At 56.2% G+C, this 21,947-nt stretch carries 18 protein-coding genes, 2 tRNA genes and 1 riboswitch; of the genes, 10 read left to right on the top strand and 10 right to left on the bottom strand.

Annotated features, from left to right (window positions below; genetic code table 11):
• Nucleotides 1-65: 65 nt before the first annotated feature.
• Nucleotides 66-1,148, bottom strand: a complete 1,083-nt coding sequence (locus Q0K06_RS06875; RefSeq protein WP_294550368.1) for a glycosyltransferase — start codon at nt 1,146-1,148, stop codon at nt 66-68.
• 59 nt (nt 1,149-1,207) lie between these two features.
• On the bottom strand, nt 1,208-3,439 hold the full coding sequence (csaB, locus tag Q0K06_RS06870) for a polysaccharide pyruvyl transferase CsaB (protein WP_294550365.1): 2,232 nt from the start codon (nt 3,437-3,439) through the stop codon (nt 1,208-1,210).
• A gap of 218 nt (nt 3,440-3,657) precedes the next feature.
• Here csaB and Q0K06_RS06865 point away from each other — a divergent pair, with 218 nt between their 5' ends.
• Both Q0K06_RS06865 and Q0K06_RS06860 read left to right on the top strand, forming a co-directional pair.
• Nucleotides 3,658-4,197, top strand: a complete 540-nt coding sequence (locus tag Q0K06_RS06865) for a DUF4330 domain-containing protein (RefSeq protein WP_294550362.1) — start codon at nt 3,658-3,660, stop codon at nt 4,195-4,197.
• Nucleotides 4,198-4,265: 68 nt separating this feature from the next.
• Nucleotides 4,266-4,829 (top strand): phosphatase PAP2 family protein, encoded by a 564-nt coding sequence (locus Q0K06_RS06860; protein ID WP_294550358.1) that lies wholly within the window; start codon nt 4,266-4,268, stop codon nt 4,827-4,829.
• Between the two features lie 66 nt (nt 4,830-4,895).
• On the opposite strand, the gene Q0K06_RS06855 is transcribed toward Q0K06_RS06860, so the two are convergent.
• The 4 genes from Q0K06_RS06855 to Q0K06_RS06840 all read right to left on the bottom strand — a co-directional run bounded on the left by Q0K06_RS06855 (nt 4,896) and on the right by Q0K06_RS06840 (nt 9,213).
• Nucleotides 4,896-6,176, bottom strand: a complete 1,281-nt coding sequence (locus Q0K06_RS06855) for a cytosine permease (protein WP_294550355.1) — start codon at nt 6,174-6,176, stop codon at nt 4,896-4,898.
• Between the two features lie 490 nt (nt 6,177-6,666).
• Nucleotides 6,667-8,517 carry a heavy metal translocating P-type ATPase gene (locus Q0K06_RS06850; protein WP_294550352.1) on the bottom strand — a complete coding sequence of 617 codons (1,851 nt, stop codon included), beginning with the start codon at nt 8,515-8,517 and terminating at the stop codon, nt 6,667-6,669.
• 61 nt (nt 8,518-8,578) lie between these two features.
• Nucleotides 8,579-8,797: a cation transporter gene (locus Q0K06_RS06845; protein ID WP_294550349.1), complete on the bottom strand. Its 219-nt coding sequence runs from the start codon at nt 8,795-8,797 to the stop codon at nt 8,579-8,581.
• A gap of 53 nt (nt 8,798-8,850) precedes the next feature.
• Nucleotides 8,851-9,213 (bottom strand): metalloregulator ArsR/SmtB family transcription factor, encoded by a 363-nt coding sequence (locus tag Q0K06_RS06840; RefSeq protein ID WP_294550346.1) that lies wholly within the window; start codon nt 9,211-9,213, stop codon nt 8,851-8,853.
• Nucleotides 9,214-9,539: 326 nt separating this feature from the next.
• Here Q0K06_RS06840 and Q0K06_RS06835 point away from each other — a divergent pair.
• The 3 genes from Q0K06_RS06835 (at nt 9,540) to Q0K06_RS06825 (ending at nt 9,989) form a co-directional block, all read left to right on the top strand.
• A tRNA-Pro gene (locus Q0K06_RS06835) sits at nt 9,540-9,616 on the top strand.
• A gap of 83 nt (nt 9,617-9,699) precedes the next feature.
• Nucleotides 9,700-9,776 (top strand) — tRNA-Pro (locus tag Q0K06_RS06830).
• A gap of 72 nt (nt 9,777-9,848) precedes the next feature.
• Entirely contained in the window at nt 9,849-9,989 is a 141-nt protein-coding gene (locus tag Q0K06_RS06825) for a hypothetical protein (RefSeq protein ID WP_294550343.1), read from the top strand.
• Here Q0K06_RS06825 and Q0K06_RS13920 read toward each other — a convergent pair.
• Nucleotides 9,961-10,488, bottom strand: coding sequence for a nucleoside-triphosphatase (locus Q0K06_RS13920; RefSeq protein WP_365924969.1), 528 nt, complete (start codon nt 10,486-10,488; stop codon nt 9,961-9,963). The two genes, Q0K06_RS06825 and Q0K06_RS13920, sit on opposite strands and share 29 nt — an antisense overlap.
• Nucleotides 10,489-10,520: 32 nt before the next feature.
• A complete protein-coding gene (locus tag Q0K06_RS06820; RefSeq protein ID WP_294550340.1) occupies nt 10,521-11,414 on the bottom strand; it encodes a cation diffusion facilitator family transporter in 894 nt (297 codons plus the stop codon).
• Nucleotides 11,415-11,510: 96 nt separating this feature from the next.
• Nucleotides 11,511-11,609: riboswitch (NiCo riboswitch) on the bottom strand.
• Between the two features lie 220 nt (nt 11,610-11,829).
• On the opposite strand from Q0K06_RS06820, the gene Q0K06_RS06815 reads away from it, so the two are divergent.
• Nucleotides 11,830-13,932: an ATP-dependent helicase gene (locus Q0K06_RS06815; protein ID WP_294550337.1), complete on the top strand. Its 2,103-nt coding sequence runs from the start codon at nt 11,830-11,832 to the stop codon at nt 13,930-13,932.
• A 288-nt stretch (nt 13,933-14,220) separates the two neighbouring features.
• Here Q0K06_RS06815 and Q0K06_RS06810 read toward each other — a convergent pair whose 3' ends face one another.
• Nucleotides 14,221-15,195 (bottom strand): reverse transcriptase family protein, encoded by a 975-nt coding sequence (locus Q0K06_RS06810; RefSeq protein WP_294550334.1) that lies wholly within the window; start codon nt 15,193-15,195, stop codon nt 14,221-14,223.
• Between the two features lie 36 nt (nt 15,196-15,231).
• Nucleotides 15,232-15,450: a hypothetical protein gene (locus Q0K06_RS06805; RefSeq protein ID WP_294550331.1), complete on the bottom strand. Its 219-nt coding sequence runs from the start codon at nt 15,448-15,450 to the stop codon at nt 15,232-15,234.
• A 537-nt stretch (nt 15,451-15,987) separates the two neighbouring features.
• On the opposite strand from Q0K06_RS06805, the gene Q0K06_RS06800 reads away from it, so the two are divergent.
• The 4 genes from Q0K06_RS06800 to Q0K06_RS06785 all read left to right on the top strand — a co-directional run.
• Nucleotides 15,988-17,493 carry a ParB/RepB/Spo0J family partition protein gene (locus Q0K06_RS06800; RefSeq protein WP_365924963.1) on the top strand — a complete coding sequence of 502 codons (1,506 nt, stop codon included), beginning with the start codon at nt 15,988-15,990 and terminating at the stop codon, nt 17,491-17,493.
• A 63-nt stretch (nt 17,494-17,556) separates the two neighbouring features.
• Nucleotides 17,557-20,757: an S-layer homology domain-containing protein gene (locus Q0K06_RS06795; protein ID WP_294550328.1), complete on the top strand. Its 3,201-nt coding sequence runs from the start codon at nt 17,557-17,559 to the stop codon at nt 20,755-20,757.
• A gap of 297 nt (nt 20,758-21,054) precedes the next feature.
• Entirely contained in the window at nt 21,055-21,396 is a 342-nt protein-coding gene (locus Q0K06_RS06790) for a hypothetical protein (RefSeq protein ID WP_294550325.1), read from the top strand.
• Nucleotides 21,396-21,947 (top strand): antirestriction protein ArdA (locus tag Q0K06_RS06785; RefSeq protein WP_294550322.1); only part of this gene is annotated, 552 nt, incomplete at its 3' end. The genes Q0K06_RS06790 and Q0K06_RS06785, both read left to right, overlap by 1 nt.

Genomic DNA, 21,947 nt, shown 5'->3' with positions numbered 1-21,947 from the left:
AGAAAGGACAAATGGATACAATGGACAATTGACCAATTTTGACAGAGAACAAAGAAATGGTTCGCTCAGCACAGGCCAATGGCGTCCAAAATGCGGCACACCTCATTGGCTCGGACGCTCCAGGCTGCTGCGGCGCCGTAATCCCGGCGCCGGATTCTGGTCCAGGAGCCCACTTCGGTCAGGGCGCTGGCGCAGAGCTGCACAAACTCCCGGGCAGTGTGAGCGCCGTAAATTACGTCGGGGAAATGCTCAATCTGCCCGCTGCCCACCATGGAGACAATGGGGTTTCCGGTGGACAGGTACTCGTAGATTCGGCTTGGGATGATGTCGGTGGGCTGCTCCCGGGCGGACAGCAGGTTTAGGCATACGTCGAACCGGCACAGGTAGTCGGGCAAATCCACCGGCGCTTTGGGGCCCAGCAGGTGCACGTTGGGCAGGGCGGACAGCCTTCTCAGCTGAGGGCTGCCCTCTGCCCGGCCTACCAGCACAAAGGAGCACTGAGGGAGTTCAGATGCAGCGCGCAGCAGGGGAGCGAGGTCCAGGCCGCGCCGAATAGTGCCTGACCAGCCCAGAATAGGCCGGGGGATTTGGACCAAGTCGCTGGGAAACTCGGCTTCCTGGCGGGCGAACATAGGAAAGTTGACCCCGTTGGGAATTAGGGCAATATTGTCATTGCAGGGAGACAGGTGGTCGATGAGCCCCCGTGAGGCGGCGAAGATAACGTCGGCAGCCAGCGCCAGGTCACTCTCCCACTCCAGCGGGAAGCCGGACCAGTACCGGTCGCAGTCGTACACGAGCCCACGGAAGGGCAGCGTGTCCAACAGGTGGACCTGGTCCGGGCAGGTGGCCCATAAAATGGGCTCCCGGAACCGGTGGCGGTCCATTTTGGCGGTGATAAAACGGGTGACCTTGTTTACGCCCCGGGAGAAGAGAAAGCCGTGGCGCTCATCGACCTGGAAAACAGGGGGCAGAGAGTACACTGTCAAACCGGGCCGCACCTTACGGCCGCCATCCCGTCCCCCTCTGCCTTTGGGAGAGGGGGGCTCAAAGAACAGAATTTCCGCGTCCCGCAGCCGGGTCATCAGCTGCTGGGTCCGGGTAGGAACCGTTTGCCAAGGAGAGGGGGAGAGACAGATATATTGCTTCAACCGAGAAACCTCCCGAGGAGTAATATAAGAAGTATATCGGGAAAGGCGAGAGAAAAGGACTATTTGCCAAGAAGCTCCGCTGCAGTCTCGCTGTTGCGGCGCTCTACTTTCCGCAGCCGGTCCACGCCGCCGGCTAAGAACGCTGTGTCCCCGATCCGGGCGCAGGCGGCGTCAATGTGGGCGCACAGGCCCTCATAGGTCAAGTCGGACAGATCTGTGTACAGGTCTTGCCCGATGTAGGAGAGGAAGGAGCTGATCTTGGGGTCGTACACTACGCCCACCAGCGGCACGCCCTGTCCTGCGGAGAACACCAGCGCATGGAGCCGCATGGATACAACCGCCTGCATCCGGGCAAAGAGACCGATGGTGTGGTCGCTGCTGCCGGTGGTGTGGAGAATGTGGTAGGGAGCTTTTTTGATATACGCAGCGGCCTTCTGGGCGGCGCCTACGTCCAGCCGCCGCTCAATGGGCAGAAATACAGGCGTCATGCCGTACTTCTCCCACACGTAGTCAGCCGCCCGGCCGAAAATAGCCGCCTTTGCGTCAAAGCCAGGCCAGGGACGAAGGGTAAAGCCAAAATACTTGCCGGAAGGGTCCAGCCCTTCGTTCTCAAGCACGCCGTCGATGACCTCAGGGCTTGCGGCAGGAAGGATGACCGTGGGGTCGGCCGAAAGGATAACCTTGGGGTTGGTGACTCCCATAGCCTCCAGCTCGGTTTTAGAGTGCGTGTCCCGCAGGGTGATGGCATCCACCCGCTTCTGGAGCACTTTGGCGGCCCGTTTCCGGTTGGAGGGTGAGTGGATAGGGCCGATGCCGCAGCCATACATCATCACCTTGTTGCCCAGAATTTTGCCGGCGGAGATGGTGAAAAGATAGAACCACAGAGAGCGGTGGCTGGTCACGTCCTGCATGAGAGAGCCGCCGCCGTTGATGTAGAGCCTGGTCTTATGCATCCGCCAGAGAAACTTGGGGAAGGCGAAGGTGTAGATAGAGTTGACCCGATAGGTCAGCCGGGTCTCCGATGGTTTGCGGGACAGAACCCACACCGGCAGGTCGGGGTCAATCTGCCGCAGCTCGGTGACAATAGCCTCCAGGATGGCGTCATCGCCTGCGTTGCCCCGGCCGTAGGCGCCGCACACCAGCGCGCCGTCCCGCTTGCCGTGGTTCCGGGCCTTCCGCCGGAGAATGACGGAGTAGATCTCCAGCTGACGCTGAAGGGTGCTCTCCAGGGAGTAGTCGCGCTTTCCCTTCTGATAGAGCCGCTGGCCCATATGGGTGCGCAGGGTCTCGTCGGAAGCCAGGGTAGAGAGGTGCCTGGCCAGGGTTTCATAGTCTCCCGCCTCAAAGAGCAGGCCGTTGACGCCGTGATCAATAAGGTAGGGCACGCCGCCCACTCGGCTGGCCACAGTGGGCAGACCGGCCCGGGCTCCCTCAGTGAGGGAGTAGGGGAAGGTCTCGGACAGGGAGGTGAGGGTGTTGATATCCAGAGCGCCGTAGAAGCTGTCCACATCGGACACCCATCCGGCAAAGCACACATCCTCTGCTACTCCCAGGTCGGCGGCCAGGGCCTTGAGTTCGCCCATCTGCTCGCCGTCGCCGGCGATGAGCAGCCGCAGCTTGGGGCAAGACTGCCTGGCCCGGGCAAAGCCGCGGATTAGAGTGGGGATATCCTTGACCGGGTTAAGCCGGGCGGCGATACCGGCAATGACGCAGTCCTCCGGCCAGTTTGCGCCTACACTCTTCAGATACTCGCTGCGGGTCATGGAGGGGATGCGGGGGGTGAAGTCAATGCCGTTGTAGATGGTGAAGAGCTTGTCCGGGTCGAAGCCCCGGGAGATAAGCAGGTTGGTCATGGCGTCAGACACGCCGATGCGGTAGTCCAGAAGCCGCAGGGCGATGGCGTTGATGGTGCCGTAGGTGATGCGGGAGATGGGCCGGCCCATATAGTCCAGACGCCAGTCGGAGTGGACGGTGGTGACCACCGGCAGGCCGGTGGATCTGCGGAGCAGCGCGCCCATCATGTTGCCCCGGGCGCCGTGGCAGTGGATGATATCGTAGCCGCCGTCCAGAATCATCTTTTTTAAGGTGTGGAAGGTGCGGAAGATATTCTTGCCGGGCAGCACTACGGTGGGAATGCCCAGCTCCCGGGCCTCTTGTGAGAAGGGACCCTCCATGAAGCAGACCATGGTAACGGTTACGCCGGGAGTGCGGGACAAGTTTTGAAGAAGCATATGGACATGGGTTTTAGCGCCGCCGCTGTCGCCGCCGGAAATGAGCGTGATAACTTTCATATGGTTGGAGCCTCCAAAAAAGACTTGTTATCTTAGGCTGGGATATGATACAATAGCCGCGAAGCGTCATTGAGCCTGTGTATGGCCCCTGCTGCCGGCTATGCACGGGAACATTTGCTCTGCGGATGAGAGGATAATATCCGCGGTATCTCTTGTATTGTACCATAATGATGTCAATTTACAAGTTCCATTGACAGCGCACACGGAGGTTTCTCAGAATGAATGAAAAAAAAGGAAAAATCGTGGATGAAAAGGGCCGGCTGTTTGGTAAGATCAATGTTATCGATCTGATTGTGCTGGTTCTGATTGTGGCTGTGGCCGCTGTGGTGGCCCTGAAGTTCCTGGGCAAGGACGCGGGAATTCCCGGCGATAACAGCACCACCCAGATTGAGTACACAGTCAAGGTTCCTCTGGTCCAGGAGTCGGTCTATGAGGCGGTGAAAGCCCAGGTAGAGGCCGGCGGCGAGGGCGCTCAGCTGATGGCGGACGGCTCTATGCTGGATGCATATGTGCTGGATGTCTCCTCTGAGCCCTATCTCATCCCGGTGGAGAAGGAGGACGGCACTGTGGTGGCCAGCGCGCAGCCCGGTTATGTCAGCGTCAACTTCACCATCCGGGCCACCATCACCAACCCCATTACCCAGGCGGTTGGCACTCAGGAGGTCCGCATCGGCAAGACTCACATTGTCAAGACCAAGACCTTTGAACTGGTCAACGGCATTATTCAGACCTGCGAGACCGTGGAGCCGGCGGCCTGACATAAAACAAGACAGGGCGGGGGAGACCCCGCCCTTTTTATCACCCATATGTAAAAGGAGGAAAATCGTTGCTGGATATACTGCTCAGCCTGGACGGGGCCGTTCTGCTCTGGATTCAGGAATTTGTACGCTGCGAGGTGCTCAACCCGCTGGTGACATTTTATACCCAGCTGGGCAATGCGGGAATAATCTGGATCGTGCTCTCTGTGGCAATGCTCTTTTTCCGCAAGACCCGCCGGGCAGGGTTGCTGTCCCTGATTGCCATGCTGCTGGGCCTGCTGTTTACCAATGTTGCAATTAAGCACCTGGTAGCCCGGCCCCGTCCTTGGCTGACCGTAAAGGGACTTTACTTCCTGGTGATAGAGAATGACCCGAACTCCTTCCCGTCGGGACATACCTGCGCGGCGTTTGCCTCTGCCGGCGTATGGTTCAGGACGCTGCCCAGACGCTGGATGCGGCGGACTGCTGTAGTGCTGGCTGTGCTTATGGGGCTCTCACGGCTGTATGTGGGGGTCCATTTCCCTTCCGATGTGCTCGCCGGGTGCCTGGTGGGCCTGTTCTGCGCCTGGCTGGCCTGGCGCCTTTATCAAGCTGCCGAAAAGCGCTGGGGTCCCATCCGCTGGCTGGAATAATTTAAAAAGGTGGAAATGGGCACTGCCCATTTCCACCTTTTTTCCGTCGGAAATCTGTCTGGATCATCACATTACGTCGGCGTTTACCTTGTTGTCCAACAACTTGCTGAGGACCACATAGCACACAAAGGTGACCACAATACCAACAATGGCAGTAATAAAGATCTCTCCAAGCAACCTGGCTGCTACGGCGCCGGCAATCCAGGAGACAATGGCGATCCAGTTAATGGTTTTGTTTTCCTTGGAGCGCTTGACAACCAAATATTCGCCCATCATCAACCCGGTAATGGGGGGCACCAGCACAGAGAGGAAGTTGGTAATGGGAAGAAGGAAATTGGTAGCGCCGCAGGCGGCAAAGATGGCGGCGGCCACAGCGATGATAGAGACCATCACGCTGTTCTTTACCTTTCCCTCAGCGGGCGTGTCCGCAAGGATGTTTTGGAAGGCCAGGCCGGCGCTGTACATATTATTGGCCTGAGTGGTCCAAAGAGCAAACAGAGAGCAGAAGAAAACCAGCACGCCCAGACCAAGCTGAACGCTGACATTTGTGAAGCTGTCCTGCTTGGTAGCCTGTGCGGTAATGATGCCGATGACTTCCAGACCAAACTGCCCCAACATTAGCGAGATGAAACCAACAGGCAGGATTGTGGATTCCTTTTTGGCAAAACGGCAGATATCCGGCGAAATGGTGCAGCCGAAGATCCAGGTGCCAATAAAGGAGGCGGTAGCGCTCATAAAGGAAAGGCGCATCCCCTCAGGCGGCTGGTAAGTAATAACAGAACCGAGGCCTACCTTCAATTGAACAAAGAGCACAAAGAAGGCGGCAAGGATCAAGGCGCAGGGGACACCCACCCAGCCAAGAATTTTCAGACCGGAGATGCCTTTGATAGCAGAGGTAGCCCACAGAACGATGCAGAGCGCGGCAGTAATTGCCACAGGCAGGGGCCACCAGGTGAAAACTTGACTGACCAACTGGCCGAAAGTATCGCCATTAACGGCAACCCAGTTGACCGCGGAAAAGCAGAGAATGGCAGAGAAGAAAATGGAACCCTTTTTCCCGAAGGCCTTTCTGGAGATGAGGGAGGTGGTCAGGCCGGTTCGATAGGCCAGGCGGCCCATAAACACACCGACAAATACAAGAATCAGGTTTGCAATGAGACAAGAGAGAATCGCGTCGCGGAAATTCATCTGGTAGCCGATAGTGGTACCCGAGACAAAGTCGGCCAGAGAGATGGCGTAACCAGCCCAAATCATGAACAGACTGCCAGCCGTTACCTTTGCCGACTCAGGAACCTTATTGAATGCGTATTCTGTTGAGGCGCCGCTTGTTTGCTCATTTTTTGCCATACTAGATCTCCTCCTTAGTGAAATAACGGACAAAACAGATTTCCGGGGAATGCAGAAACGGACAACACACAGAAATGTGGAAATAAAAGGAAATGCGATCTGCACATGTGCAGATCAAGGGGAGCGCGCTCCCCTTGATAAACCTCTGCGGACAGGCTAAATGAGAAAAGAGTAGATAAAGCGTGAATGTGATTGTCAGAATGTCAAAAGTATCGAACTTAATATACAAAAAATAGTCAATTCTGTCAATAGATTTGCATTACAAAAATTCAGAACAAAATGAGAATAACCGATGCGCCGATACAGCTGGAGAGCCTGGTTATGAGGACGGCATAAAAGGCTCCCTTCAGCCGGTGAAGGAGCCTTCTCGGTGCAATTCACCGTGCTTACACTACCGCACTTCCCGCGGGCCCGTTTCCCGATTTTTGGCATTTTCTCGGCATAAAAAATTCCCCCTGATGTTCCTGCATCAAGGGGAATTTTTTATAGGTTACTTTATTTTTAGGGCTCTCGTGGCGTTGAGGATGGCGATAACCGATACACCCACGTCGGCAAAGACTGCCGCCCACATGGTGGCATCTCCGGCAGCGCCCAGGAAGAGCACCAGCAGCTTGACAGCCAGGGCAAAGACAATGTTCTGGAGCACAATGCGACGGGTTCTGCGGGCGATACGGATGGCCACCGCAATTTTGGAGGGCTTGTCGTCCATAAGCACCACGTCGGCGGCCTCAATGGCGGCGTCAGAGCCGAGAGCGCCCATGGCAATCCCCACGTCCGCCCGAGAGAGGACAGGAGCGTCGTTGATGCCGTCACCCACAAAGGCCAAAGTGCCTTTGGAACTCTTTTCCTTCAGCAGAGCCTCTACCTGGTCCACCTTGTCCGCTGGGAGCAGCTGTGCATGTACCTCATCCAGTCCCAGCTCAGCTGCCACGGCCTCACCCACTGCGGCAGTATCGCCGGTGAGCATAACGGTTCGGCTTACCCCGGCGGCCTTCAGGTCCTTAATGGCCTGAGCGGCATCCGGCTTTACCTGGTCGGAAATGACGATGTGGCCCAGATAAGTGCCTTGGGAAGCCACATGGACCGTAGTCCCCACCTTGTGACAGGGGTGCCAGGTTACGCCAATCTCGTCCATCAGCTTGCCGTTGCCCACCCACACAGGAACGCCGTCTACCTGGGCGCATACGCCCTTGCCGGAACGCTCCTCCACGTCGGATACCCGATTCCGGTCCAGCTCCATACCCCAGGCCTCACGGAGAGAACGGGAGATGGGGTGATCGGAGTAGGACTCAGCCAGGGCGGCTAACTCCAGCAGCTGCCGCTCGGAGCACTGGTCAGGGTGGATGGCGGTGACATTGAACACACCCTGGGTAAGGGTGCCGGTCTTATCAAAAACCACGGTCTCTGTGTTGGCCAGGGCTTCCAGATAGTTGCCGCCCTTGACCAGAATACCCTGCCGGGATGCGCCGCCGATGCCGCCAAAGAAGGAGAGGGGCACCGAGATAACCAGTGCGCAGGGGCAGGAGATAACCAGAAAGATGAGCGCCCGGTGCACGCTCTCTGTCCAGGGGACATGGATGAAGAAGGGGAGAAGGAGGGCAAGCAGCACAGCAGCCACCACCACCACGGGGGTATAGATGCGGGCAAACTTGGTGATGAAGTGCTCTGCCTTGGCCTTCTTGCTGCTGGAGTTCTCCACCAGGTCCAGGATTCTGGCAACAGTGGATTCCTCGAAGGCCTTGGTGACCTGCACCCGCAGCAGGCCGGTCAGATTGACGCAGCCGCTGATGACATCGCTGCCCGCCGCCGCGTCCCGAGGGAGGGACTCGCCGGTGAGGGCGGAGGTGTTGATGGTGGAGGAGCCCTCCAGTACCACGCCGTCCAGAGGAATTCGCTCGCCGGGCTTGATGACGATGACATCACCAACTGCTACGTCCTCCGGATCTGCCTGGACCAGCTGTCCGTCCCGCTCCACGTTGGCGTAGTCGGGCCGGATATCCATCAGCTGAGAGATGGATTTGCGGGATTTATCCACGGCGCAGCTCTGGAACAGCTCGCCTACCTGGTAGAAGAGCATAACGAACACGGCTTCTGGGAATTCGCCGGTGAAGAAAGCGCCCACTGTGGCTAGGGCCATGAGAAAATTCTCATCAAAAACTTGTCCGTGGGCAATGTTGCGGATCGCCCGCCACAGCACGTCCCAGCCGATCACTCCGTAGGGGATCAGGAATACGGCCAGGCGCAGGAAGGGAAAATTGCTGAGAGGAAGGAGAACCGCGGCCAGAAGTAAAGCCGCACTGAGCAGGATACGCAGGAGCATTCGTTTCTGTTTCTTGTTCATAATGCCTCCTAAGAGACGGAGCCTCCGGCCCCGGGCGGATTCGGGCGCCACCCATAATCAATCAGAGGACAATGGTGCAGTCGGGCTCCACCCGCTTGCAGGTCTTGACTACCTGAGCCATAATGTCGTCCAGGCGGCTCTCGTCGGCATCGATGGTCAGCTTTTGGGCGAGAAAGCTGACCGAAACATCGTTGACGCCGTCGATTTTACGGATGGCGTCCTCCATCTTGGCAGCACAGTTGGCACAGTCCAGATCTACCATTTTATAGCGCTTCTTCATAAGAAAAACTCCTTTCCGAATTTTGCATTCTGCAGTCAGTGGGGGAAGAGGATTTACTCTGCCACGTGTTCCATGCCCTGGTCCAGAATAGAGCGGACGTGGTCATCAGCCAGAGAGTAGAACACGGTTTTACCCTCACGGCGGTACTTGACCAGCTTGCTCTGCTTCAGGGCCCGCAGCTGGTGGGAGATAGCCGATTGGGTCATGTTGAGCAGCTGGGCGATGTCGCATACGCACATCTCTGACTCAAAGAGCACATAGAGGATTTTGATGCGGGTGGAGTCGCCAAAGATCTTGAAAAGCTCAGCCAGATCGTAGAGAATCTCTTCGTCCGGCATATTCTCGTTGACCTTAGCAATAATGTCCTCGTGGGCATGGATATAGTCGCAGCGCTCAATGGTGTTTTGCTCGTCCATGGAATCCCTCCTAAAAACAAATGAGCTATTGTTCATATGTTATTATATTCGGAGGTAAGAAAATGTCAAGAGGAAAATCCGGAATTTTCAAAAATCCAGGGGGTCTGAAAACAGACGCCCTGGAACCAGGCAGTAAAAAGTATTTTAATATGAACTCGTTAAGAAATAAGGAATGTATAGGATAGCTGCAAGGGCATGGACTCCGGGAAGAGAGAAGAGGGATGGGGAGAAAGAAAATTTTGAAAAACTTCGAAAAAACACTTGCATAATCTGAGGAGCTGTGCTATCATATCAAAGTCGCCTGAAGCGACAGCAGAATGAGATATCCGGGTGTGGCGAAGTTTGGTATCGCGCTTGAATGGGGTTCAAGAGGCCGCTGGTTCGAATCCAGTCACTCGGACCAAACTCACAAAAGAAGTTGACAGATAAATTGCTGTCAACTTCTTTTGTGAACGGAGACGTTCTGTATATGAAAAAAGTGAATATCCGGGTGTGGCGAAGTTTGGTATCGCGCTTGAATGGGGTTCAAGAGGCCGCTGGTTCGAATCCAGTCACTCGGACCAAGTCCGTATTCTGTAAGGAATACGGACTTTTTTATTTCCCATATGCTCAGCGGCCTTTTAGGATAGAGACGCGTGAAAATCGCCGCCGTCACCTGCTGGTTCGAATCCGGTTATGCTGGCTGCGTCTCTGCGGACGTCGCATTGTTGCCGGCGGATTTTTATCTGTTTTCTCAAAACCAAGGGATCAGCGGCCTGCATTCAGCTGTGCAGTAAGAAAGGCAGACAGCGTCTCAAACAGAGCCGGATCATAGACAGGGGGCGGATAAAAGCATCTGGCCTTTGGGTGGGTGCGTACGGCAGAGAGAAAAGGCGTATCCAAATCCCGAACCCAGGCCAGAATTGGCAGGTTCCGGTCCAAGGCATCCAATACCGCCCGGCAGAAACGAGGGGAATGGCTCTCCATGGCTCCCAGTTCATCTAACAGGAGCAGCCCATGGAGACCCGCCTGCTCAATAATACCAGCGCAATCCTCAAAGGCGTATGGGATGGCGGTGGCCTGTCTGTCCTTGCACCAGCCCAACAGGACCGGACTGTTCTGTTCCGCGGAACAGCCCACAGGGCAGAGTCGAATTTGGGAGCGGCCGGATGCGTCCGGCTGCTCCTTTGGGGTGTGGTAGCCCCAGAGGGGGGTGGGGTCCAACTCTGCTAAAAGCCGCTTTATCCAAATTGCTCTGCCCCTGCCGCTGGGGCCTACAAGAAGTGTGTGGAACATAGCGTCCTCCTGGGCGGGTGTTTATAACTGTCTTATCCCAAAGAGCGGACCTCCATGGGATTGACGTGAACCATGCAGTGTTTGACCTTGGGAAACTGTTGCTCAATAGCATCATGGACTCTGGTTGCCGCCTCGTGGGCTTGGGTCAGAGAAGTACTGCCGTCAGCGGCAATATCAATCTCCACATAGATGCGATCGCCAAAAAGGCGGGTCTGAAGCCGGTCCACACCCAGTACGCCATCCTGGGACATCGCCACATTCCGCATCTGCTCCTCCACCTCATTGGAGCAAGCAGTATCCAGCATTTTGGAGATGGCATCCCGGAAAATATCATAGGCGGCCTTGAGAATGAACAGGCAGATGACAACGCTGGCAATGGGGTCCAGCACCAGAAGGCCCAGCCGGGCGCCCAGAATGCCCAAAAAGCTGCCCACAGAGGACAGAGCATCAGAGCGGTGATGCCAGGCGTCGGCCATCAGGGCGGAAGAATCAATCTTCCTGGCGGCAGCGCGTGTATACCAGTACATAGCCTCTTTAACTACAATGGAGATGACGGCCGCCGCCAGGGCCAACTGGCCGGGGACCGCCAGTGCGGCGCTGCCGCCTATGATGTTCTGAATACCCGCCCAGCCGATTCCCAGACCAGTAACAGCCAGCAGCAGCGCGAGAATCAAGGCGGCCACACACTCAAACCGTTCATGTCCAAAGGGGTGCTCCCTGTCTGACTCCCTGCCTGAGAGTTTTACCCCCACAATAACCACAAAGGTACTGAGAACGTCGGAGGCAGAGTGGATGGCATCCGATATCATAGCGCCGGAATGGGCCGCAATGCCTGCTATCAGCTTGAACGCTGTAAGCAGGCAATTCCACAGTATTGTTACGAAAGAGACGTGCACAGCCAGGCTTTCATTTGCTTGTTTGACCATAAAATCCTCCAAATGAAAAATGACGATTTGGAATCTGATCGCAACCATCAGCTGTGCATGCCTCAGAAATATAAAAAATGCACCCGTGGAACATACAACTGTCCCACAGATGCATAAAAGATCATCTGCTGCCGCAAATGCGGCCCGGCTCCATGGATTTTCGCTCAAATCCGCGGCCTGATCAGTTTGTACTTGTAGTTGTCCCGGTTGGGGACAGAGCGCAGTGCAGAGTGAATGGTAGCATTCTAACATATGCCTCAGTGCATGTCAACGCTACAGCCGGGGCTGAAGGGCGGCGGGCAAAGGGTCCTTTCCGTTGACGGTTTTTCTCCCTGAGGCTATAATGGTGCGTACCGAAAGAAAAGAGAAACCAGCCGCATGCCAGGGCGGGATGCGCTGGATATTGGAGTATGTAATGGATTTTTCCCAATTTAAAAAGAAATTTTCCATTCACCTGGACCCTCAGCAGGCGGCGGCGGTGCAGGCGGTGGAGGGGCCAGTGCTGCTGCTGGCGGTACCCGGCAGCGGAAAGACCACTGTTCTGGTGACGCGGCTGGGCTATATGTGCTGCGTGCAGGGCATCCGGCCTGAGAGTATCCTTACCATGACCTACACTGTGGCGGCCGCTAAGGATATGGAGCGGCGCTTTGCCTCCTATTTTGGAGAGGAGGCGGCAAAGCGGCTGAGCTTCCGCACCATCAACGGCATATGCAGCCGAATTATCCGCTACTATGAGCGCGTCATGGGCCGATCCGCCTTCCGCCTGCTGGAGGACGGCGGACAGAAGAGCGCCCTGCTGGGAGAGCTCTACCGAAACCAGACCAACGACTTCGCCACGGAGAGCACTATAAAGGGCCTTCAGACCGCCATTACCTATGTCAAGAACCAAATGCTCAAGGGGGAAGAACTGTCCGAAATCGAGGCGGAAGGGCTGAACTTCCCGGCGTTTTATCAGTCGTACTGTAAGGCACTGCGGGAGAGACGGCTGATGGACTTTGACGACCAAATGGTCTATGCGCTCCAGATCCTGCGGCAGTATCCCCGTATTTTGGGCGCGGTCCGGGACCGGTATCAGTATTTCTGCGTGGATGAAGCGCAGGATACCTCTAAAATTCAGCACACCATCATCCGGCTGTTGGCGGGACAGAACGGAAATCTGTTCATGGTGGGAGATGAGGACCAGAGCATCTACGGCTTCCGGGCGGCCTACCCCCAGGCGCTTACCGAGTTTGACCGGGCCTATCCCAATGCCAAAGTGCTGTATATGGAACAGAACTACCGCTCCACAGGGCAGATTGTGGCGGCGGCGGACCGGTTCATCCAAAAGAACCGAAACCGGCATCCTAAGCACATGCGGGCCACTCAGGGGAACGGGCCGGAGCTTCGGGAGATTTCCGTCTACGACCGGCAGAAGCAATACCGCTATCTCTGCAAAATGGCGGAGGACTGCAGCACGGAGACGGCTGTGCTCTACCGGGATAACGACAGCGCTCTGCCGCTGATGGATCTTCTGGAGCGATCGGGTATTCCATATCGCTGCCGCCAGGTAGAGAGCCTGTTTTTCAGCAATCGTGTGGTGCGGGATATTACGGACATTATCCGCTTTGCGCAGGAGCCGGATAACGCCGAGTACTTCCTGAACATCTACTACAAGCTGGGAGCGGGTATCAGCAGGTCTCTGGCTCAGGAGGCGGCTGTTCAAGCGGGCAGGGCAGGGGAGACCATTCTGGACTACATTTCATCTTCGGCGGCAGCCTCGCCATGGACCAGGAAGCAGTGCCGTTCGCTTCAGACCCATATGAACAACATGCTGGAGGAGCCGGGAGACAAGGCGGTTTACCGCATCGTACATTTCATGGGCTATGGCAGCTATCTGGAAGAGCGGGGCGGGGATCTGAACAAAGCGGAAATTCTGGAAGCCCTCGGGGCAGAGGAACCCACGCCGGGACGGCTTCTGGACCGGCTGGAGGAACTGCGGGAGTTGGTGCAGGCGGGGACGGGCAGGACAGAGGACTGCCCCTTTGTGCTCTCCACCATCCACTCCAGCAAGGGGCTGGAGTATGATCGCGTGATCCTGATGGACGTGGCGGATGGAATGCTGCCCAAATTTCTGCCGGAACGGGGGGCACCCCCCCAGGAGCTGGAGGCCTACGAGGAGGAGCGGCGGCTGTTCTATGTGGGAATGACCCGGGCCAGGCGGGAACTGGACATCTTTACCTTCCGAAAAGTGGGCTTGGAGTCGACATTTGCGCTTGAAATCTTCCCGCCCAAGGAAAAGGAGAAAATGCCGGCGAAAAAAATTGCAGTAAGAAACAAACTGACCAGGGAGCAGGCGTCTCAGCTTTCGGCGGAGTATACCCCGGGCGCAAGGGTGCGCCACAGAAGCTTTGGCGCCGGGACCCTGGTAAGCCGCAGCGGAGATATTGCCATCGTTGCTTTTGACAGCGGAGAGGTCAAAAAGCTGGCGCTTTCCACGGCGCTCCGGGCAGGTCAAATAGAGACGGCTTTCGACATATAAAAAGCAGGAGGGAGAGGAATCGAAAGCAACACACTGTAAAAACATTGTAAATTAAAAGCGACAGGGAGTATTTCCTGTCGCTTTTCCTAAAAAAATATTCTCAATAGAAATGATAAATCCGAACACATTACCCACTTGAATAATGTAGTTCGGATTATCATTGTTTGGTCCGAGTGTAATTATAGGACTTGGAAAAATCCAGTCATATCAATGGTTGCAAGCCGTCAGCAAGAGGTTTTTATCCTATAAAGCGACATTATAAGGCCACCAAATTTTCAAGAGGTGGCTTTATTCTTTTGTAGGGCTATCAAATGCAAATTTTCGGATATTAGGATAAGCTGATTTATCAACTTGCCGTGCAGCAGTTACCAAACCTCGCAACCGCTGGCGACTCTTAGTGTCAGTTGGATTATTGCGAAGGTGCTCATATTCAACCACAATCTTTTTTCTAAGTGCATTTTTGATTGTAGCCTTACCTTCGCTATTGATTATAACCCCCGTTACTAATTTGGGATATGTTTTGGAATATCCTTTAACTTTTTTCCGAGATACTTGGTAATTATATTTTTTGATAAGGGACAGTACAGATTGTCTAAATTCTGATGAAATCTTATGTTCGCTTGAAAATACCACATCATCTACATAAATCGTCATCGTCACATTGTTTTTATCTGATAAAGACTGCAATTCATCGAACATTTTGTGATTAACCAAGTATGAAAGGATTTGGCTTGTTGGTGCCCCGGAAATCAAATGGTTATAGCATTTAACCCCTTTGTTAGCCAAGAAATCATAAACTTCCAACAGGTTGCTTTGGTTGAGCTTTTTAAGGTCAATGGTAGTTAAATTCGTCAATATCTCAGCAACATCAGGAGAACAGCACAAATCTTCAAAGAAAAAACGGTAGACTGTTTCTCTACTAATCGAGGGGAAAAAAGCGGTCAAATCAATTTTGTATAAGTTTCGCTTACTCCTGCCCAAATGGAGACGCGCATTATCAGAATATGATCTCCCCTTAATACCAGAAAAAACATTATCGGGCACTTGGATTTTTCCCAATAATGTTTTCATTCGTTTTTGCACAGTTTTCAATTCAGCCTGCGGTGGCTCAATGAGTCGAGGTTTTTTAGTTTTATCAATATAGGGACTAATCATTGAAACAACGCAGTCCTGTCTCAATAAATCACCATTTTTAATATGTAGAACATATTTCAACATTTTTTTGGATTGAATTCCATACAGCGGACAATCGGTATATTTCAAAAGGCATTACACCTCAATTCTTAAAATGTGCTGGTGCTAGCTGTTGATCACTTCGCCGATAGAACGGACAAAATCGGGAAGTTGATCAGGGCAGCAGAAGAATACAGCCAGTACGGCTACCGCAACCAACGCAGCGATGATCACTTTGATTGCGACAGCAGGGACATGAGAGCGATTCTCATTCAGGGAAACCTTGTTGTTGTCACCATGGACATGGACATGGATAACAACACACGGCTTGTCCGCCTTTTTCACGGAATTCACCTCCTTGTTATTATTGGCCCCCAGATGCTGAGGGGACTTCCCATCCGCCAATAACAAGGAGATATTGCAGCCTTGTATCCTTATTCACACCAGCACAAATCCGACTTCCCAAACAGCTTTATACTGTTCAGCTCAACACCCCATCACCATACACCGCCACAACGAGACACGCATACACACTGGCTACACGGACAACTACTGTGTCGCCGCGCCCGTGTGTCACTGTGTCACCGTGTCGGGGTGGACGGGTGCTGATGGCACTTCTGCCGGAAAAAATGCATCTGTACCCGTAGGTACGACGCCGCCCGCTTTTTTGATCGCGAGCCAAACGAAGTCTGATCTGACCGCTCGTACTGACGATTGATATTATACCATATCTCCCGCAGAATGTAAAATAATAGATTGTAAATTCCGCCTAACAAGACTATGGGCGGCGTTTTCATATAGAAAAATCCGAAGGGAGGAGATAACACCACCGGCCAGCCGCGAGGCTGGCTTTTTCCATTTCACGACAAAGGAGGTTTTTCATTGGCTGACGACAAAAAGAACATCCCGGATGCTGGGAAGGTAAACGAGCCCGCAAAGGCGGAGAACACGGAGCCCATGAAGGCTGATCCCGCTGTGCCGGAACAGCCCGCCCCATCCAAACCGGAGACTCCTGCGGTAGAGGATGCGCCCAAGGCAGCGGTGCCCCCTGTGGCAGAAAAGGCTCCCACTCCTGGGGCAGAGCAACCTGCTCCGTCCAAGCAAGACAATCCCAAGGGCAAAGACAAGCCCACTCCGCCCAAAGAGGACAAGCCCCAGCCGGGAAAAACGGATCAACAGGTCACGATCCCCGGCATGGGAGATCCCGCCCCCGCTGGAAAGGTGGTGAATTTCACCGCCGCCCGTGACGGGACAGTAAAAGGCAAACCACCGGAAAAGGCCCCAGCCTCGGACAGAGGTAAGCAGCCGGACGCACCCACGCCCCGCCGGGGCCGCCCGCCCAAGGAGAGCAAATCCGCTCCCGGCAAGACGGCCCCTCGGGACAAGAAGTCCCAAGGCAAAGGGGCCGAGCTCTCGGCTCCGGCTAAAAAGAAGGATTCCAGCACTCTGGGTAGCAGTAAGGCCACCTCTACCGTGGAGCCCAAACCACCGACGCTGGAACAGCCCACCGAGCCCAGGGACGCCACCCGCCCGGTCAAGGAGGAGATCGTCTATCTTGACCTGTCCGAACTCCACGCCTTTAAGGACCACCCCTTCGAGGTGCGGGATGACGCGGAGATGCAGGCCCTGGTGGAGAGCGTCAAGACCGGCGGCGTAAACCAGCCCGCCCTGGTCCGTCCCCGTGAGGGCGGCGGTTATGAGATCGTGGCGGGCCACCGCCGCCAGAAGGCCAGCGAATTGGCCGGGTATCGGAATATGCCCTGCATCGTCCGCAACATGACGGATGACGAGGCCATCCTCACCATGACAGACGATAATCTGCGCCATAGGGAGCATATTCTCCCGATGGAAAAAGCCAGGGCCCTGAAACAGCAGGTTGAGGCCATCAAGCACCAGGGCGTCAAGTTGGGTGAGGATGATAAGGACGCCGGAAAACGGTCCACTGAGGTGGTGGGAGCCCGCAACGGTATCAACTACAAGCAGGTGCAGCGGTATATCCGGCTCAATGAGCTGGTGCCGGAACTGCAAAAGATGGTGAATGAAAAGCGGCTGTCTTTTACACCCGCCGTGGAGATTTCCTTCATCCGTCCCAAAAACCAGCAGTTCATCGCGGTTTCCATCGAAGGGGAACAATCCGCCCCGTCCCTTTCCCAAGCACAGAAACTGCGGGAGTTGGACAAGGAGGGCAAACTGAACCCGGACTCCATCGACGGCATTTTATGCCAGGAGAAAAAGGAGGTAGATAAAGTGATTCTTTCCACCGCAGAATTGAGCAAGTATTTTGGCAAGGAGGTCACGCCCCGTCAGATGAAGGACCAGATCATGGCCCTGCTGGACGAGTGGAAGGAAAAGCAGCCGCCGGAGAAAAAGGCGGAACTGGAGAAGTAAGCCCTTGGGACAAAGTGTCCCAGGGGCTTTTCTGATTTCTGCGACAAATTTAGGAGGTGTAATTTGAAAAACAATCATCATTTCCCCCGGAGGCTGACGGCCCTCCTTCTGGTCGTAGCCGTCATGCTCTCCCTGATCCCCTCGGCCTTTGCCGCCCAGCAGAACAGTTACCATAACCCGGCGGAGCATTGGCAGGAGGCTCTGAACCGCACCAACGAACTTGACGCAAACTCGGTGGTGACGAGGGAAACATTTAATTGCTGCGTCTGCGACAAGGCCACCGCCTTTGAGGTGTTCCGTGTTCCTGAGTACACCCGTAACGGTGAAACCGCGCTGACCCGAAATGTTAAGTATTCGGACGGTACCTGTCTGGACGGCGAGAGCAAGGGCGATCTTCTGGACGGTACCCCCGGCCAGGACGCCACCTATACCGGCTACCACTGGACAAAGGCCGTCTGCGAGGTCTGCGGCACCATCAACAGCAACATGGGCGCTACCAGTTACGCCTGCAACAAAAATGTGTATTGGCTCTATGACTGTGCGGCGGATTTCTTTGAGGAATTGCCGGAAACGCAGAACATTGAGCAGGTGGACAGCACCTACCATCGCATCATCACCACCAGCGGCGAATACTGCGCGTTCTGTTACGGCACCTACAAGGAGAATTCTTCCTCCCTGGAGCGTCATCACATGGAAACGGCTATCCGCCCGGAGTTGGCCCATGACCGCTTTGTGGAAATGGACACCTGCACCGACTGCGGCTATGCGGAAACCGCCTACACCGCCGCAAAAGCCGTGATTGCGGACTACTTCGGCGTGGTGGACGGCCAGCCCCACACCGTCACCGTGTCCGATCTCTCCGAGGCTGGCGTCACCACCGCCATCCGATACGGCCACGCGGCAGACGGCTGCACCCTGACCAGCGCCCCCAACTACACCGAGGCCGGAGACTATGCGGTGTACTATGAAATCACCTACACATTCCAGAACACCGACATGGTAGAGGACGGCGTGGCCTATGTCCATCTGCGGGACGAAAGCACCGAGGAGACAGAAGGTGACGGCACCTGCGGCGAGGATCACAACTGGACCCTGCTGGACAGAGTAGACCCCACCTGCCTGACCCTGGGTTATGACCGTTATCTGTGCGTAGACTGCGGCAAGATCGAAAAGCGGGACTATGAGGCCGCCCTGGGCCATGCTTATCAAAGCATCGTCATCCGGGATGCCACCTGTGAGACCCCCGGCAAGGTGCTGGAAATCTGTGAGCGGTGCGGGGAGGTCAAAGAAAGCACCACCCCCAAGGGAGAGCATGAGTTCTCCACCACCGTTGTCCCTGCCACCTGCACCAGCCCCGGCTACACCCTGCGGGAGTGTGCGGTCTGCGGAGAGCGGCACATTGAGGACATCACGGCGGCCCTACCCCACAACTATGTTGCCAAAACCACCCCAGCCACCTGCGAGGGCGGCGGCAAGACCGTCCATATCTGCGAGGGCTGCGGCAGCTCCTTTGTCACTGACTACACCGACCCCCTGGGCCATTCCTGGGACGAGGGCACCGAAGTCACCGGCTCCACTTGCACCGGCGAGGGCGTGATTGAGTATCGCTGCGTCCGCTGCGGCTATCACCGGCTTGAGGGCGACGCGGCGGCGGGCCATGTGCCCGGTGAGGCGGCCACCTGCATCACGCCCCAGCTCTGTACCAAGTGCGGCGCTGTGATCGAAAATGCGCTGGGCCACGATTATGAAACCGTTGTGACTGAGCCGACCTGTACGGAAATGGGCTACACTACCTATACCTGCCCCCGCTGCGGCGACACCTATAAGGGCGACTACACCGACGCCGCTGGACACAAGCCCGGCGACTGGATCATCGACCAGGAGCCCACCACCGACAGCGAGGGTTCCCGCCATAAAGAGTGCGAGGTCTGCGGTGAAAAGCTGGAGGAGGAGCCCATCGAGAAAATCTACAACCAGGCCACCACGGACACCCACGGCGAGGCCATTGTGGGCGGCTATCTGGTGACGGTCAGCGACACGGACACCAAAAACCCCGTTGCCGGGGCCACGGTTACGCTCCACGAGGACGAGTCCCTGTCCATCCGGCTGCCCTCTGGCCGCCTGCTGGACTATGCCGACCAGACCACCATCCAGGTTCAGCTTGTCAAGGACAAGTCCCCCGTGGTGGACATGAGTATTTCCGTCACTGACCACAACGACAATTTCAGCAGCGGCAAGACCGACACCGCCGGGCAGCTCACTGTCCCTGATGGTTCTAATACCACCAATGAGGACGGCAAGGGCACCGTGGGCTGGGAGGACGCCGACGGAGACCGCTGGACCCTGACCGTTAAGGTGGAGGATCACGAAACAGGGCGTCCCATCGAGGATGCCGGAGTATCCATCGGAAAAACCGGCACCATCACCGTCACCCTGCCGGACGGCACCGACATGGACGAGGACAACCGGATCACCGTCACTGCCACCGACCAGAAGCGTGAGCCCCAGGAGGGTTTGACCGTCACCGTTAAAGGCGACCTGAACCAGAAGGCAACCGGAGAAACCGACGAGGACGGCAAGCTAACGGTTCCCGAGGTAGTGGAGCTGGAAACCCACAGGGCCTATGTGGTGGGCTACACCGACGGCACCTTTGGGCCGGACCGGGATATGACCCGGAGCGAGGCGGCCACCATCTTTGCCCGTCTGCTGGCCCAGCGCAACGGGGAGCGTATCACCGCCCCCACAAAAAACACCTTCCCGGATGTATCCACCGACGCATGGTACGCCGGATATGTGTCCTATCTGGCCCGCTACGGCATCGCCGTGGGCTACATTGACGGTCTGTTCCACGGAGACGAGCCCATCACCCGCGCCGAGTTCACGGCGATGGCGGTGCGGTTCTTTGACGCCTACGGCGACGGCGATCCCGCTATCATGGAGGAGTACGGCGGCTTTTGGGATGTATCTTCCGGCCATTGGGCTGCGGGCTACATTGAGGACGCCGCCCGGTATGGCTGGGTGGTAGGCTATGGCGACGGCACCTTCCACGCCGACGATGCAATCACCCGTGCTGAGGTCGTTACCATCGTCAACCGCCTGCTGGGGCGTGAGGCTGACCAGGAGTATATTGCTGACCATCCCCGTGGGCTGGTGCTGTTCCCGGATGTGTCCAAGGGCTATTGGGCCTACTATGACATTCTGGAGGCGGCAAACAGCCATGAGGCGGATGTGTCCGCCGATCCCGAGGTCTGGCAGGACAAGTAACATCGCTCCGGGACACTTTGTCCCAGGGCTTTTTTCGTACCTCTCCCGGAGCTCTGGCGGTATATATCCCCCGTCGCCGCCGTCCACTTTGCACGGGCGGGGCCGGGCAGTCAAGGGGCGGAACGCCCGCCGCCTCGCGGCGGCTTGCCCTTGACGGCCCGCCCCGGCTGTGCTATCTCCACCGGCGCGGCGGGGGTATATCCTCCAGAGCCACACCCCGCCCATGAATGGGCGGGGATGGGGGTGGGTTGAACGCTCCCACAAACATCAAACGACATAAATATGGAGGTTTTGAAGATGAAACGACCCCTTGCGTATATTACTGCCCCGTGGCATGGGGCTGCGGCAGAAAACACGGAACAGGCGGCCCGGTATTGCCGAGCCGTCTATGAGGCGGGCTACGCTCCCATTTGTCCCATGCTGTTTCTGCCGCTGTATCTCCATGATCCGGTGCCCCAGGAACATAAAGACGGGATCGGCATGAGCCGTGACCTGCTCCGGCGCTCCCGGGTGCTGGTGGTCTGCGGCCATATCGTCACCGAGGAGATGAAAAACGACATTGCCGTGGCCCAGCGCCTGGGGATCACCGCCACCACCCTGGAGGGCATCCTGACCGTCAAGGGCCAGGGGAAACGCTGATGCCCTCGCTCTTTGAGGCGTACATTACCAATCTCGGCAAGTATGCCGAGGGTGAACTGGTGGGCGAAACATTGAAATTCCCCACCACCGCCGAGGAAGTCCAGGCCCTCCTAAAGCACATCGGCGTGGACGGGATTCGGTATCAGGAGTTCTTCATCACCAGTTTTGACGGCGATGTGCTGGGGCTCTATGAGTACCTCACCGAGTATGAGAACCTGGATGAACTCAACCATCTGGCCTGCCTGCTCTCGGAAATGAGCGAAGCGGAACGGGAGAAGTTCGAAGCCGTCATTGACAGCGGCGAACATACCGCTGATGTGAAAGATCTGATCAACCTGACATACAACTTGGACAACTACGACTTCTACCCCGACATAGAGGACGAGGAGGCTCTGGGGCGGCTGTATCTCCAGGAGTTCGGGGCCATCCCGGTGCCGGAGGAACTGATTGACTATATCGACTACGAGGCATACGGGCGGGATGTCCGCATCAACGAGAACGGCCACTTCGCCCCCGGCGGCTATGTCCGGGGCGGCGGGGCATTTACGGAG

The sequence above is a fragment of the uncultured Pseudoflavonifractor sp. genome (assembly GCF_944387805.1).
Taxonomy (GTDB): domain Bacteria; phylum Bacillota; class Clostridia; order Oscillospirales; family Oscillospiraceae; genus Pseudoflavonifractor.
Note: the sequence above shows the minus strand (reverse complement) of the source record. Positions and strands in the feature narration are given on the sequence as shown.